Below are 13,306 nucleotides of genomic sequence, written 5' to 3'. Positions count from 1 at the left end.
AACCAACACCATCAATTAGGTTATGCTGCCCTAAGAGTCCAATCGGAGGGTGATACATGACCGAGTCGAAGCCGTCGCGTGGAATCCAGGGCGCGCTGGTCAAACTGTGGCGGGGCGGCGACTACGAGCTGACCGTCACCGGCCGCACCCAGATCACCCCGAACTACCTGCGGCTGCACTTCACCACCGGGAACCTGCTGGCCGAGCGGCCCGTGCACCCCACCATGTGGGTTCGCGGCTGGTTCCCCGATGGCGACAAGGCGCATCAGCGCGGATACACGCTGGTCAACCCCGACCCGGCGGCCGGCACCACCGACATCGACTTCGCGCTCCACGACGGCCTGGCCACCCGGTGGGCCCAGGAGGCCAAGCCCGGTGACACCCTCGAAGTGACGCTGCTCGGCAGCAGTTTCGAGCTGCCCGAGCCCGCGCCGGCCGGATACGTCCTCGTCGGTGACACCGCCTCGCTGCCGGCGATCAATACGCTGCTGCAGGCCATCGGCGAGGCGCCCATCCAGGTGTACCTCGAGGCGGGCCACGACGACGACCGTGACCTCCAGGTGGGCACCGGTGCGCCGGGGCTGACGGTCACCTGGGTCGACCGCAAGAACAATGGCGAGGCGCTGGTCGAGACCGTGCGCGCCTCGGCATTCGACGCCTCCGACCACTTCGGCTGGGTGGCGTGCGACAACCGGACCACGCGGTCGGTGGTCAAGGTGCTGCGCGAGGACTACCAGATCCCGAAGAAGTCGATCAAGGCCCGGGCCTACTGGGAGGCCTGACCCTCGGCCGGAACCAGCTGGTTCACCACGAATTCGTCGAGCATCGCGCGTTCGTCGGCTTCGTCGGCACCGGGGAACATCAACAGCGACACCAGGATCCGGACCAGCCAGTTGGCCCGACGGTGCGCGGCTTCGGAGTCCAGCTCGGGCCACGACGCCGACAGGAACGCTGCCACCAGTCCGGTGATGACGTCGGACTGCACGGCGACCTCACCACCGATGGGTCGCTGGGTCGCGACGAACCACGATGACAGCGCGGGACTTTCCCGCACGCTGCGCAGGGCGATCGCGACACCGTCGAGCAGCCGCGTGCGCGGGTCGGTGATGTCCGCGATCTGCTCGCCGACGTGAGCGAATACGCGGAATGCCTCGCGGTGCACGTAGGCCAAATGGAGCACGTCGCGGTTCTCGTAGTACCGGTACAGCGTGGCGCGGGAACAGCCTGCCGCCCTGGCGATTTCGAGCATTCCGACGGTTGCGGCGTCCTGCTCGGCGAACAGGCGGTCGGCGGCGTCCAGGATCGCTTCTGCCGCGACCTCGGTGCGTCGGCCGGCCAGCCAGTCGTTTGCCATCAGCCGATCGTAAACGGCACCGATAGCGGGCGTCGCACGTAGCTGCCACCGGCCCACTCGATGTTGTCTTCATCGACGGTGAAATCCGGTATCCGCGAGAGCAGTTCGGTCAGGGCGACGCGGGACTGCATCCGTGCGGCGGCCGCGCCCAGGCAGTGGTGCGCGCCGTGGCTGAACGTCAGGATGTTGCGCGGTGCTCGTGTCACGTCCAATTCGCCTGCGTTGGGGCCGTATTGGCGCTCGTCGCGGTTGCCCGATCCGTAGAGCAGCAGGGTCTTGCGGCCCGCGGGGATGGTGGTCTCGCCGATGGTCACGTCGCGGGTGGTGGTGCGGGCCAGGCCCTGGACCGGTGAGGTGAGCCGCAGCAGTTCGTCGACGGATTCGGTGATGAGGTCGGGGTTTTCGACGAGCAGCCGGCGCTGATCAGGCCGCCGGTGCAGCAGTTGCACGGAGCCGCCCAGCATTCCGGTGGTGGTGTCGTTGCCGCCCGTGACCATGGTGAAGGTGAACGCGAGGATCGACAGCACGCCGCTGATGTCGCCGTCAGCGCCGATGCCCGCGGCGACCAGGTGCGACACCGTGTCGTCTTCGGGCTCCTTGCGACGGCGCTCGATCAGCGCGGTGAAGTACCCCATCATGTCGCCGAGCGCACTGCCCAGCGTCTCGAGTGCGCCACCGAGCCCACCCTCGGCGGTGTTGGCGGCGACGATGGCCTCGGTCCAGCCGTCGAACTGGTCGCGATCGGCCTCGGGAACGCCCAGGTAGTGCGCGACGACCATCGATGGCAGCGGCTTGAACAGTTCGGCCACGATGTCACCGCCGCCGGCGGCCTTCAGCTTCTCCAGCCGCTGCACGACGAACTCGCGCACCTTGGGCTCGACGGCCTCGACCTGGCGTGGCGTGAAGCCGCGTGACACCAGCTTGCGGAACTCGGTGTGTACGGGCGGGTCGGTCATCACCATCGGCGGGTTGTCCTGCAGGCCAATGAGTTCCAGCTCGCCGTAGTTGACGGTCAGGCCCTGCGCCGAGGAGTAGGTCTGGTGATCGCGCGCCGCCGTCCAGATGTCGGCGTGCCGGGACAGTACGTAGTAGTCGGCTGCGGGATTGTCGGCGGGCACCACATGGTGGACGGGATCGTGGTCGCGCAGCGACCGGTACATCGGCCAGGGGTCGACCCACCCGGCCGAATCGGCAAGCTGGAACGCCATGGGGGAGTCCGATGTCTCGTGAGACAAAATCGCCGTCATGTCTTATGTGTACGGCGGCGGCCTCGATGTGTCAATGCCTGTCCATGCCCGAAATCAGATTCCGGCACCCGGATTCAGGATGTTGTCGGGGTCCAGCGCCGCTTTGATCCGGCGATTCAGTTCCATGACCTCCGGCCCGAGTTGGCCGGCGAGCCAGGGCCGCTTGAGCCGGCCGACGCCGTGCTCGCCGGTGATGGTGCCGCCGAGTGACACGGCCAGGTCCATGATCTCGCCGAATGCGATGTTGGCCCGTCGGGTGTTCTCGGCATCGTTCGGATCGTGGACGATCAGCGGGTGGGTGTTGCCGTCCCCGGCATGCGCGATCACCGAGATCAGCAGGTCGTGCCTGCGGGCGATCTCTCCCACGCCGTCGACCAGGTCCGCCAACGCGGGGAGCGGCACGCCGACGTCCTCCAGGAGTAGCGGGCCCTTGGCTTCCACGGCCGGGATCGCAAACCGCCGGGCCGCCACGAAGGCTTCACCCTCGTCGGGATCGTCGGTCGAAAACACCTCTGTCGCACCGGCTTCGGTGAAAACCCGGGCCATGAACTCGGTGTCCTCGACACCCGCCGCGCCGCGATCGTCGGAGGCCGCTACCAGCATGGCCTTGGCCTTGCGGTCCAGGCCCATCTTGAGCTTGTCCTCGACGGCGTTGATCGCCACGTCGTCCATGAACTCCAGCATCGACGGGCGAATCTTGCCGGTGATCGTCACGACGGCATCGGCTGCTGCGCGCACCGAGTCGAAGCTCGCCACGACGGTGCACCCGCGATGTTGTGGTGGCAGCAGGCGCAGTGTCGCCTCGGTGACGACGCCCAGCGTGCCCTCGCTGCCGACGAACAGTTTGGTGAGGCTCAGTCCCGCAACGTCTTTCAGGCGTGGGCCGCCGAGTCGCACCGCGGTGCCGTCGGCCAGCACCACCTGCAGGCCCAGGATGTAGTCGGTGGTGACGCCGTACTTCACGCAACACAGGCCGCCGGCGTTGGTCGCGACGTTGCCGCCGATGCTGCAGATTTCGAATGACGACGGATCGGGTGGGTACCAGAGGCCATGGGCGGCAACGGCTTTCTTCACCTCGGCGTTGAGCAGGCCGGGCTGCACGACGGCGGTGCGGGTCGCGGTGTCGACGACGATGTCGCGCATCCGTTCGGTGGTCAGCACGATGCCGCCGTCGATCGCCGTCGCGCCGCCGGACAAGCTGGTGCCGGCGCCGCGCGGCACGACCGCGATCCTGTGTGCGGTGGCCCACCGCAGGACCGTCTGTACTTCCTCGGTGCTCCGCGGCCGCACCACCGCGATGGGGGTGCCGGCGTCTGGATCCAGCGCGCGGTCCTGTCGGTATGACGCGACGATGTCCGGATCGGTGACGACGGCGTCGGCGGGCAGGTCGGCGATGAGGCTCGGTAGCGCGGTGTGCACGGGGCAAGTCTAGGAGTCAGGTGGTGACCAGCGAAGACTCGCGCCATGTGCCGTGCGTATTAATCCCGTGTAACGCCCGTGTTACGGGTATCGTCAGCTATGTGTACAGCAAGGCCTTGTTGGCCGAGATGGGAGCGCTGCGCGACAGCCGTCGCGGAGCGCATGTGTCTGCGACCGCGATAGAGCTCCACGTGCGCGCGGTGAGCCATAGCGTGCGTACGCGCCGACCGGCCTTCGTGGCCGACGCGGCGCTCGATCTCATAGCGTCGGGCTCTGTGACAACCGTTGCAGCCCTGGAGCTTTGGATGGCGGGCCTTTGGCAGCGGGTGCCGGGGGGCTATCTGATCGATGACCGTGAACTGATCGCCCATCTGTCCGCGGGTCCGGTTCGGCGCTGGGTGCGTCGAGTGTGGCTGAATCTCAACAGCGAGTCGGTCATCCCGTTCTGACTGCACTCGCATTCGCGCGGATTCCGCGCAATGAAGCAAACAACATGTCGTTCAGCCGGTCGATGAGGTGCTCGCGATCGACGCCGATCGCTCCGACGAGGACAGCGGTGAGCGTCTCGGCGACCCCGCCGATGACGAACTGCGCGGCCAGTTGCAGGTCGAGTGGCCGCGCGTCGGTGCCCGAACCGCTCAGTCCGGCGACGATGCCCGCGAATCGCTGGGCCTCGGCGAGGCGGCGCGGGCCGAGTGCGGGCGAGGAGACGGATTCGATCAGCGCGATGCGACCCTTGCGCTGGTCGGTCAGGAGGACGTCGGCCAGCACGCTGAGTGCCGCGCGTGACCTGGCGCGTTGGTCGCCTTCGGTGGCGGCGATCGCGGCGAGCCCTCGTTCTTCTACCTCGTCCACGATGGTGTCGAACACTGCGAGGTGCAGGTCCTCGATGGTCGGAAACGATTCGGCGAAGTAGCGGGCCGCAAGCCCGGCTTCCTCTGCCACGCCGCGCAGGGTGGTGGCGGCGATGCCCCGGGTACCCATCAACTCCAGGCCGGCGGCGACGAAGCGGCGCCGGCGCTCGGTGACGCGGTCGGCTCCGCTCAAGCCGCCGTACCGCCTGGGCTCGCTCACGTCACCAATCTTGACACACGTGTTGACAGATGATTGCCTGATCCTATCTATCAACGCTTGATGACAGATTGGATGCGCACATGACCATGACTGCATCGCCCGTGGGGGCCGAGGTGGAGCCGTGGCACCCGAGCCAGTCGCATGCGGAGCTGGCGGCCGACGTGCGGTGGTGGCTTGGCTCACCGCTGAGCCTCGGGCTCTTCGGGCGCCTGGCCCTCGACCAGGTGGCGTACCGCCCGATCGCGGCCGCCGTCGACTGGTCGGGTCGGTTCCAGCAGAACTTCACCGACCGGGGTATCCGGTCGCTGGCCTACGGCATGTTGATGCTGTTCGGCGACGAGGCCGACCGCCGATCGGACACCGAGGAACTCAAGCGGCTGCACGGTGGCGTGCGCGGGACCGGCAATGGAGAGTTCGCTGATACCCGGTTCAGCGCGCTCGACCCCGAACTGTGGAACTGGATCGCCGTCAGCTCCCTCAACCTGTTTTACCGGGGTTACGTCGCGGTGCGCGGTGCGGAGCTCGATGCCGAGCAGCGCGAGGTCGTGTATCAGACCGTGCGGTGGATGACGAGCTACCTGGAACTGCCCAGTGCCCGGGCCAAGCTGCCCGAGACGTTGGCCGACATGGAGGCGTACTACGACCGCGTCGCCGAAAAGCATCTGGCGGACAACGCCTTTCTGCAGTATGCCGACGACAGCTTCGACAGCTTGCCGATGCCCGCTCTGGTGCCGAAGCAGATGCAGGTACTCCTGTCACCGTTATGGAGTGCCCTGACGCCGATCGCGCTGCGCATCCCGAAAGTGCTGGGCCAGCGTCACGCCCACCCGAAGATGCGGGAGCTGCTCGACATTCGATCGACCCCCGTGACCCGCCTCGAATATGCGCTGTATCTGAAGGCTTCGCAGCTGGCCTGGCGGTATCTGCCACGGGCCGTCGTCCTTGATCCGTTGGCCTACAACCGGTACCGCTACGAGCGGTTGCGGTCGGCGTACCACGGCGTGCAATTGGACAGCTTCGCCGCCTGACCGCACCGCGGAGGGCAGAATCTGGGGGTGCTGCCGCATCCCCGAACCGGAGAATTCTTCCCGTCCCCGGTGCCCGTCGGCGCGGGCTGGCCCGGGGACCCGGCCGACGCCGAGACCCCCGTCGCCCGTACTGCGGCGCAGGTTCGGGCCAGGGCCCGCCGCTGCACCGAGGTGGCCGACCTCGACGCCCAGGTATCGGTGTGCCGCGCATGTCCCCGCCTGGTCACGTGGCGTGAGGACGTCGCGACGCGGACGGTGGCCAAGCGCAAGGCCTACGCCGGTGAGCCGTACTGGGGCCGGCCGGCGCCGGGTCTCGGCGTCGACCGGCCGCGCATCTGGGTGCTGGGTCTGGCACCCGCAGCCCACGGTGCCAACCGCACCGGCCGGGTGTTCACGGGCGACCGGTCGGGCGACTTTCTCTTCGCCGCCCTGCACCGCGTCGGCCTGGCCAACAGCGCGGAGAGCGTCGACGCGGCAGATGGGCTGACCCTCAACGACATTCGCGTGGTCGCCGCAGTCCGATGTGCCCCGCCGGACAACGCTCCGACACCGCAGGAGCGGGACACGTGCGAGCCGTGGCTGAGCGCCGAGTGGCGGCTGACGGGCGAGGATGTCCGGGTCGTCGTCGCACTCGGCGGTTTCGCCTGGAAGGCCGCGCTGGACCTGGCGGGGGCGGGACGGCCGTATCCGAAGTTCGGTCACGGCGCGCTGGCCGCGCTTCCCGACGGCCGGCGCCTCCTCGGCTGCTACCACCCCAGCCAGCAGAACACGTTCACCGGGAGGCTCACCCCGGCCATGCTGGACGACGTGTTCATCACGGCCAAGGGAATCGCATCCCGCCCGGAAGAGTTGGATTAGATCGTGCAGTTGTCTGTCCTCGATCTCGTCCCGGTCCGGAGCGACCAGTCCACCGTCGACGCCTTCGCCGCCACCGTGCGCCTCGCCAAGGCCGCCGACCAGCTGGGCTACACCCGCTACTGGGTGGCCGAGCACCACAACATGCCCGCGGTCGCCGCCACCAGCCCGCCGGTCGTCCTGGGTTACCTGGCTGCCCAGACCTCGCAGATCCGGCTGGGCTCGGGCGGCGTGATGCTGCCCAACCACGCACCGTTGGCGGTCGCCGAGCAGTTCGCGCTGCTGGAGGCGGCGGCCCCGGGGCGCATCGACCTCGGAGTCGGCCGGGCGCCAGGGACCGACCCCGTCACCTCGATCGCGCTGCGCGGCCCGGCCGGGCGCTCGGATGAGGACATCCAGCGCTTTCCCGAGTACCTCGACGACGTCGTCGCGCTGATGAGTCCCGGTGGTGTGAAGGTGTCGCTCGAGGGACGAAACCTGTTGGACAAGAACTACATTCTGAAGGCCACCCCGTCGGCGGTGAGTCCGCCGAAACTGTGGCTGCTGGGTTCGTCGATGTATTCGGCGCACCTTGCCGCCGCCAAGGGGCTGCCGTATGTGTTCGCCCACCACTTCTCCGGGCAGGGCACCGAGGAAGCCCTGGCCACCTACCGCGAAGAGTTCCGGCCCAGCGAATTCGCTGACGCGCCAACGACCTTCATGACCGTCAACGCCTGTGTCGCGGAGACGCGCGACGAAGCCGAACAGCTCATCCGTCCCAACTTGCAGATGATGGCGTGGCTGCGCACCGGTGAGCCGCTGCGGGCGCTGGACCTGGTCGAGGACTCCGAGCACAACCAGCTCACGCCGACGCAGCAAGCTATCGTCGCCGCCGGAATGGAGCGGGCCGTCGTCGGGGCGCCCGCAGAGGCCGCGGAGCAAATCCGCCAGCTGGCATCGCATTTCGGGGTCGACGAGGTAATGGTCAGCCCCGTAGCCGCCGCGCGCCGGGGCTGCGATCCAGCCACCGCCCCGGCCCGCGAAACGACGCTACGGCTGCTTGCCGAGCAGCTGCTCTAGCGGGGCGTCAGCGCGACCACCGGAATGGGCCGGGTGGTGCGCTTCTGATAGCCCGCGTACCGGTTGGCGTTGTTCTTGTTCACGACCTGCCACAGCCGCCCGTAGTCGGGGTCGTCCCTGCCGACCACGCGGGCCGTGACCGGGATTCGCTTCGTGCCGACGTTGATTTCGATCTCGGGGTTGGCCTTCAGGTTGAAGTACCAGCCGGGCGCCGTCGGCTCGCCGCCCTTGGACGCGACCACCAGGTAGGCGTCGCCGTCTTTCGCGTAGGTCAGCGACGTGGTGCGCGCCAGGCCCGTCTTGGCGCCGACGGTGTGCAGCAGCAGGCTGGGCGGCACACCGGGGAACTGGTGCCCGATCCGGCCTTCGGTCTTCTGGTAGATCCGGTCGTGCATCTTCAGCAACGGGAGGCCGAGGTACTTCTCCCACAAGGGCATACTCATGTGCTCAAGTCTGCCTGCGGATCAGAAAGGCGCGCCACCGCCTCCAGTAGGATCTTTCCGCTGGTTTCCCGGTCCGGATCGCGGCGCAACAGCATGCCCTTGGCGAACGCCAGCTTGTCGCCTGACTTGCGCGGGACGACGTGCAGATGGATGTGGAACACGGTCTGAAATGCGGCTTTGCCGTCGTTGATCGCGATGTTGTTGCCGTCGGCATGCAGGCCGGACTCGCGCGACGCCTGTGCGATGCGCTGACCGAGTTTGGCCATGCCGGCCACCACCTCCGGCGGGGTGTCGACCAGGTTTTCGTAGTGCTGTTTGGGGACCACCAGAGTGTGGCCGCGCGAGAACGGGCGGATGTCCAGGAACGCCACGTAGTCGGCGTCTTCGTAGACGCGCACCGCGGGCGCCTTCCCGGCGATGATGTCGCAGAACGCACAGGCCATCACTTCACGGTAGGCCAACCGGGTTCAGACGTTGGATGCCGCCCACTCAGACAACCGGCGGTCGCGCTCCGCGGCGTCGACGTCTTCGACCCGCGTCATGACCGCCCAGCGCTGGCCGAACGGATCGATGATCGACGCGAACCGGTCACCGGTGACGAAAGTCTGTGTCGCCTCCCGGATTGTCGCGCCGGCGCGTTCGGCCCGGTCGACCACCGCGTCGACATCGGGGCAGTACAGCACCACCGAATGCGTGACCGGACCGCTGCGCGGTGGCGCGATCAGTTCGTAATCGGGATTGGGATCGGACAGTTGCAGCCGGCCGGTACCGAAGTCCAGCTCGGCGTGTGCCACGGTGCCGTCACTCGCGTCCATCTTCTCGACGAGCCGGGCACCGAACACCTCGACGTAGAAGTCGATCGCGGCGGCAGCTCCATCGATCACCAGGAATGGGGTGAGGCTGGTGTAGCCCTGGGGAATTGGTTGCACGCTCATGGCACCCAGTTTCGTAGGGTCGGTGGCGTGGTGGCTTGGAAAAACCCGACACCGGCTCCGAAGCTGGGCGTGGTCGGCCGTGCCAATACTGGCTCGGTGTTCGACCTGCAGCAGTGGCAGCCGTCCGCTGCGGCGGCGGTCTGGGTCGAGAATTTCTGGTCCGTCACTTGGGATTTACGGGGCGCCGAGCCGTTCGACAGCACCGTCATCACCTTTCCCGCGGTGCACCTGACGCACGAATGGGGCACCGACGGTGTCCGGCACGGTCAGCGCTTGCCGGCGACGCTGGTGCATGGCGTGGTCGAGCGGGTGTTCACCACCACGCTCACGGGGTCCGGCTCGGTGGTGGGTGTCAGGTTCTGGCCCGGCGGCTTCGCGGCCCGGTTCGGCCGGGACGCCGGCGCTCTGACCGGCCGGGTGCTCCCTGTCGACGACGAATTGCCCGGCACCGCAGCGTCTTTCCCTGACGACATCGCCCTGACCGCGGCGGTGATGGACGACATGATCGGCAAGCACACCGCCGTGGACACCACCTATCGCGACCTGTTGACGTTGCTCGACCGGGTCCGCGCCGATCAACAGCTGCACCGCGTCGAACAGGTGATGGCGCTGTCGCCTTGGAGTGAGCGGACCACACAGCGGGTGTTCCGCCGCTACGTCGGCGTGCCGGTGAAATGGGTGCTGTGCCGTTACCGCCTGCAGCACGCGGCACTCCAGATCGAGACGGTGCCGGATCTCGACTTCGCCGATCTGGCGGTCGGATTGGGGTGGTACGACCAGGCGCATTTCATCAACGACTTCCGCGCCATGCTCGGCTGCACGCCGGGGGAGTACGCCACAAAACATCGCCGGTGATGGGTAATCTGCGCCGCATGGACCCTCGTGAGCTGGCGTTCGCCGGCGCATCCGAACAGGCCAGGAGGCTCGCCGCCGGTGCGGTGACCGCACCCGAGCTCGTCGAGCTGTACCTGGACCGGATCGCGCGCATCGATCCCGAATTGCGTTGTTATCGAACAGTTCTGGCCGCAGATGCCAGAGCTGGGGCGCGAGCCGCACAGGCCCGGCTGGACGCCGGGGAGCGGCTGCCGCTGCTCGGTGTGCCGATCGCGATCAAGGACGACACCGACGTGGCGGGCGAGCTGACCACGTTCGGCAGCAGCGCGCACGGGCCGGCCGCCACCGCGGACGCCGAGGTGATCCGCCGGCTGCGCACCGCCGGCGCGGTGATCCTGGGCAAGACCACGGTGCCCGAGATGATGATCTGGCCGTTCACCGAGACGCTGACCTACGGCGCGACGCGGAACCCCTGGAATCCGGGATATGCGCCGGGCGGCAGCAGCGGGGGCAGTGGCACCGCCGTCGCTGCCGGGCTGGCGGCGATGGCGCTGGGGTCTGACGGCATGGGCTCGATCCGGATTCCCGCCACCTGGTGCGGGTTGTTCGGCATCAAACCGCAGCGTGACCGGGTGCCGATGAGCCCGCACGACGATTCGTGGTGCGGTCTGGTCGCGTACGGGCCACTGGCCCGCACCGTCGAAGACGCGGCCCTGTTCCTCGACGCCACCACCGACGGCGGCTTCGTGGACGCCGCCCGCCGGGCGCCCGGACGCTTGCGGATTGCGTTGAGCACCAAGGTGCCACCACTGGTGACTGCATGGGTGGGAGCCGAGCAGCGCGCCGCGGTGGAGCAGGCGGGCGCGCTGCTGCGTGAACTGGGCCACGACGTCGTCCATCGCGACCCCGACTACCCGCGGTGGGCGGTGTACGGCCACGCCCTGCCGCGTTACTTCCGCGGGGTCTACGACGACGTCTCCGCGCTGCCGCACCCGGAGCGCCTGGACCGTCGGACCCGGGCCTTCGCCAGGATCGGTGGGCTGATCTCGCAGCGGCGGATCGATGCGATCCGTGCCGCCGAACCCGCGTTGACCGCGCGGGTGCAGTCGGTGTTCGACGATGTCGACGTCGTGATCACCCCTGGCGCGGCGACCGGACCCTCTCGGATCGGGCAGTATCAGCGCCGCGGCGCCGTCGCGACCCTGGCGTCGGTCGCGTCGCGGGTGCCATTCCAGGCCATGTTCAACGTCACCGGCCAACCGGCGGCCGTCGTGCCATGGGGGTTGGACGCCACCGGCATCCCGACGTCGATTCAGTTGGTGGGCAGGCCTTTTGACGAGGCGACGCTGCTGTCACTGAGTGCGCAGCTCGAGGGTGCGCGCCCCTGGGCGAGCCGGCGGCCTCCGGTCGGTTAGCGCGCGCCGGGGTGAAACGTTCAGCGCACCACTTGCCACGCCGCCAGTTTGTCGGCGAACGACATGGTCAGCGCGCCACTGCTCGACGGCAGCCGGGCGGCGGGCAGCGCGATGTCGGCCTGCTGAAACAGCGTGTACGCCGTCAACCCGTTGACGAAGCCCCGTTCGATCGTCGGGTGCTCCGTCAGGAAACTATGGAAATCATTGAGCACCAATGTCTTCCGGTCGATGTTCGCATCCAGGCTGCCGACGCGCCGGCAGCTGTGCACGACGTCCCACAGCGCGACTCCGGCGGCGGTGACGGCCTCGATGCGCTCGGTATACGGGAGTTCCGCGTCGAATCCGATGAGGGAGCCGAGCAGCCGCCAGAACTGGTTGCGGGTGTTGGCGTAGTACTCGCCGGTGTCGAGTGACTTCTCGCTGGGAAACGAGCCCAGGATCAGCACACGTGGGTTGGCGCCGACGATCGCCGGCAGCCCCGTGCGGAGCGGCATCTCTGGCTCGGTCATGTGCCCATTCTGCGGGGCTGCCAGGCGCGATAGGTTGGCCGGGTGAGTGAACAAGCTGCCGAGCCGGTTGACCGTGCCGAGCTGACCGACTGGCTGCTGTCCGAAGGCTTCAGCGAACAGGAGATCGACGAGTCCTTCGCGCCGACGCTGTTGCCGGCCCGGCGCGCTCTCGGTGACGACGGTGTCCGGCTGTCGGCGCGGGACATCGCGACCCGGTGGGACATGGATATCGATCTGCTGCAACGGATTCTGCACGCGGCGGGCCGGCCCCGGTCCGATGACCCGGCTGCCGCGCTGTACCTGACGGCGGACAGTCAGCTCGTCGGCTACGCGCAGCAGTGTCTGGGCCTGGGCCTGCCGGTCGAGCAGGTCGTCGCGGTGGTTCAGGTGATGACGGACGGTTTCGCGAAAACCGTCGAGGTCATGCAGTTCGCGGCGCTGTCGGCGATCCTGCAGACCGATGCGACCGAGTTGGAGAACGCCAAGGCTGTTGCCGCGCTGACGGGATACGTTGCGCCGCTGCTGGGGCCGATGGCGCAGGACATGCTTCGTACGCAGATGCTGCATGCGCTGCTGCAGCAGGAGGTCGCCGCCACCGAGCGGCTGACGGGGCCGGCGTTGCCGGGTGCGGGCCTCGTATCGATCGCCTTCGCCGATCTCGTCGGTTTCACCAGCCTCGGCGAGGAACTGCCGCCGGAAGGACTGGAGCGGCTGTCTCAGCGGCTGGCTGATCTGGCGCGCACACTTGCCGAGCCGCCGGTCCGGTTCATCAAGACCATCGGCGACGAGGTCATGCTCGTCAGCCCCGAACCGGTGCCGCTGCTGAACATGATTCTCGATCTCGTCGAGGCGGCCGAGGCCGATGAGGCCCTGCCGCGGCTCAAGGCCGGCATGGCGACGGGAATGGCCGTGAGCCGAGCCGGGGACTGGTTCGGCGGTGCGGTCAACAAAGCCAGCCGGGTGACCGGAGTCGCCCGACCAGGGGCCGTGCTGCTGGCCGATTCGGCACGGGAGGCGATCGGGGAGGCACCCGGTTTCGAGTGGTCATTCGCCGGAGCGCGACGGCTGAAAGGTATCCGTGACGAGGTGAAACTGTTTCGCGCCCGCCGCGGCGAGCAGTAGCCGCGGCACCTG

Annotated in this window: 16 protein-coding genes; 8 read left to right on the top strand and 8 right to left on the bottom strand. The window is 68.1% G+C overall.

The window, feature by feature from the left end:
- Positions 1–56: 56 nt before the first annotated feature.
- On the top strand, positions 57–782 hold the full coding sequence (locus tag G6N46_RS11930) for a siderophore-interacting protein (protein WP_138249559.1): 726 nt from the start codon (positions 57–59) through the stop codon (positions 780–782).
- Here G6N46_RS11930 and G6N46_RS11925 read toward each other — a convergent pair.
- The 3 genes from G6N46_RS11925 to G6N46_RS11915 are packed head-to-tail and all read right to left on the bottom strand — an operon-like array spanning position 767 to position 4,020.
- Entirely contained in the window at positions 767–1,354 is a 588-nt protein-coding gene (locus tag G6N46_RS11925; RefSeq protein WP_138249558.1) for a TetR/AcrR family transcriptional regulator, read from the bottom strand. The two genes, G6N46_RS11930 and G6N46_RS11925, sit on opposite strands and share 16 nt — an antisense overlap.
- Positions 1,354–2,601, bottom strand: a complete 1,248-nt coding sequence (locus G6N46_RS11920; protein ID WP_138249557.1) for a cytochrome P450 — start codon at positions 2,599–2,601, stop codon at positions 1,354–1,356. Before G6N46_RS11920 ends, G6N46_RS11925 begins: the two co-directional genes overlap by 1 nt.
- A 54-nt stretch (positions 2,602–2,655) precedes the next feature.
- Positions 2,656–4,020, bottom strand: a complete 1,365-nt coding sequence (locus G6N46_RS11915; protein ID WP_138249556.1) for an FAD-binding oxidoreductase — start codon at positions 4,018–4,020, stop codon at positions 2,656–2,658.
- Positions 4,021–4,043: 23 nt separating this feature from the next.
- Between G6N46_RS11915 and G6N46_RS11910 the strand changes: the two genes are divergently transcribed.
- Entirely contained in the window at positions 4,044–4,469 is a 426-nt protein-coding gene (locus tag G6N46_RS11910) for a hypothetical protein (RefSeq protein ID WP_226520991.1), read from the top strand.
- Here G6N46_RS11910 and G6N46_RS11905 read toward each other — a convergent pair.
- Positions 4,456–5,094, bottom strand: coding sequence for a TetR/AcrR family transcriptional regulator (locus tag G6N46_RS11905; protein ID WP_226520992.1), 639 nt, complete (start codon positions 5,092–5,094; stop codon positions 4,456–4,458). The two genes, G6N46_RS11910 and G6N46_RS11905, sit on opposite strands and share 14 nt — an antisense overlap.
- Before the next feature lie 80 nt (positions 5,095–5,174).
- Between G6N46_RS11905 and G6N46_RS11900 the strand changes: the two genes are divergently transcribed.
- Genes G6N46_RS11900 through G6N46_RS11890 form a run of 3 tightly spaced genes read left to right on the top strand, consistent with a single transcriptional unit; the run spans position 5,175 to position 8,036 of the window.
- Positions 5,175–6,122 (top strand): oxygenase MpaB family protein, encoded by a 948-nt coding sequence (locus tag G6N46_RS11900; RefSeq protein WP_167526409.1) that lies wholly within the window; start codon positions 5,175–5,177, stop codon positions 6,120–6,122.
- 27 nt (positions 6,123–6,149) lie between these two features.
- Positions 6,150–6,980, top strand: a complete 831-nt coding sequence (locus G6N46_RS11895) for a uracil-DNA glycosylase (RefSeq protein ID WP_138249555.1) — start codon at positions 6,150–6,152, stop codon at positions 6,978–6,980.
- Positions 6,981–6,983: 3 nt separating this feature from the next.
- Positions 6,984–8,036, top strand: a complete 1,053-nt coding sequence (locus G6N46_RS11890; protein ID WP_138249554.1) for an LLM class flavin-dependent oxidoreductase — start codon at positions 6,984–6,986, stop codon at positions 8,034–8,036.
- Here the strand turns inward: G6N46_RS11890 and G6N46_RS11885 are convergent.
- The 3 genes from G6N46_RS11885 to G6N46_RS11875 are packed head-to-tail and all read right to left on the bottom strand — an operon-like array spanning position 8,033 to position 9,414.
- Positions 8,033–8,479: a nitroreductase family deazaflavin-dependent oxidoreductase gene (locus tag G6N46_RS11885; protein WP_135357945.1), complete on the bottom strand. Its 447-nt coding sequence runs from the start codon at positions 8,477–8,479 to the stop codon at positions 8,033–8,035. The two genes, G6N46_RS11890 and G6N46_RS11885, sit on opposite strands and share 4 nt — an antisense overlap.
- Positions 8,476–8,922, bottom strand: coding sequence for an HIT family protein (locus G6N46_RS11880; protein WP_138249553.1), 447 nt, complete (start codon positions 8,920–8,922; stop codon positions 8,476–8,478). Before G6N46_RS11880 ends, G6N46_RS11885 begins: the two co-directional genes overlap by 4 nt.
- Before the next feature lie 24 nt (positions 8,923–8,946).
- Positions 8,947–9,414: a VOC family protein gene (locus tag G6N46_RS11875; protein ID WP_138249552.1), complete on the bottom strand. Its 468-nt coding sequence runs from the start codon at positions 9,412–9,414 to the stop codon at positions 8,947–8,949.
- Between the two features lie 27 nt (positions 9,415–9,441).
- On the opposite strand from G6N46_RS11875, the gene G6N46_RS11870 reads away from it, so the two are divergent.
- Positions 9,442–10,269 carry an AraC family transcriptional regulator gene (locus tag G6N46_RS11870; protein ID WP_138249551.1) on the top strand — a complete coding sequence of 276 codons (828 nt, stop codon included), beginning with the start codon at positions 9,442–9,444 and terminating at the stop codon, positions 10,267–10,269.
- A 17-nt stretch (positions 10,270–10,286) separates the two neighbouring features.
- Positions 10,287–11,663 carry an amidase gene (locus tag G6N46_RS11865; RefSeq protein WP_138249550.1) on the top strand — a complete coding sequence of 459 codons (1,377 nt, stop codon included), beginning with the start codon at positions 10,287–10,289 and terminating at the stop codon, positions 11,661–11,663.
- 20 nt (positions 11,664–11,683) lie between these two features.
- Here G6N46_RS11865 and G6N46_RS11860 read toward each other — a convergent pair whose 3' ends face one another.
- Positions 11,684–12,172: a DNA-deoxyinosine glycosylase gene (locus G6N46_RS11860; RefSeq protein WP_138249549.1), complete on the bottom strand. Its 489-nt coding sequence runs from the start codon at positions 12,170–12,172 to the stop codon at positions 11,684–11,686.
- Between the two features lie 42 nt (positions 12,173–12,214).
- Here G6N46_RS11860 and G6N46_RS11855 point away from each other — a divergent pair, with 42 nt between their 5' ends.
- Positions 12,215–13,294 (top strand): adenylate/guanylate cyclase domain-containing protein, encoded by a 1,080-nt coding sequence (locus G6N46_RS11855; protein ID WP_138249548.1) that lies wholly within the window; start codon positions 12,215–12,217, stop codon positions 13,292–13,294.
- Positions 13,295–13,306: the final 12 nt, after the last annotated feature.

The organism is Mycolicibacterium phocaicum, assembly GCF_010731115.1.
GTDB classification, from domain to species: Bacteria; Actinomycetota; Actinomycetes; order Mycobacteriales; family Mycobacteriaceae; genus Mycobacterium; species Mycobacterium phocaicum.
The sequence above is the reverse complement of the archived record's forward strand: the minus strand, read 5'-3'. Positions and strand labels throughout refer to the sequence as shown.

Coding starts and splice junctions, on each gene's coding strand:
- G6N46_RS11925 (WP_138249558.1), bottom strand. CDS start 1,354: ATGGCAAACGACTGGCTGGCCGGCCGACGCACCGAGGTCGCGGCAGAA.
- G6N46_RS11920 (WP_138249557.1), bottom strand. CDS start 2,601: ATGACGGCGATTTTGTCTCACGAGACATCGGACTCCCCCATGGCGTTC.
- G6N46_RS11900 (WP_167526409.1), top strand. CDS start 5,175: ATGACCATGACTGCATCGCCCGTGGGGGCCGAGGTGGAGCCGTGGCAC.
- G6N46_RS11860 (WP_138249549.1), bottom strand. CDS start 12,172: ATGACCGAGCCAGAGATGCCGCTCCGCACGGGGCTGCCGGCGATCGTC.
- G6N46_RS11880 (WP_138249553.1), bottom strand. CDS start 8,922: ATGGCCTGTGCGTTCTGCGACATCATCGCCGGGAAGGCGCCCGCGGTG.
- G6N46_RS11865 (WP_138249550.1), top strand. CDS start 10,287: ATGGACCCTCGTGAGCTGGCGTTCGCCGGCGCATCCGAACAGGCCAGG.
- G6N46_RS11930 (WP_138249559.1), top strand. CDS start 57: ATGACCGAGTCGAAGCCGTCGCGTGGAATCCAGGGCGCGCTGGTCAAA.
- G6N46_RS11875 (WP_138249552.1), bottom strand. CDS start 9,414: ATGAGCGTGCAACCAATTCCCCAGGGCTACACCAGCCTCACCCCATTC.
- G6N46_RS11885 (WP_135357945.1), bottom strand. CDS start 8,479: ATGAGTATGCCCTTGTGGGAGAAGTACCTCGGCCTCCCGTTGCTGAAG.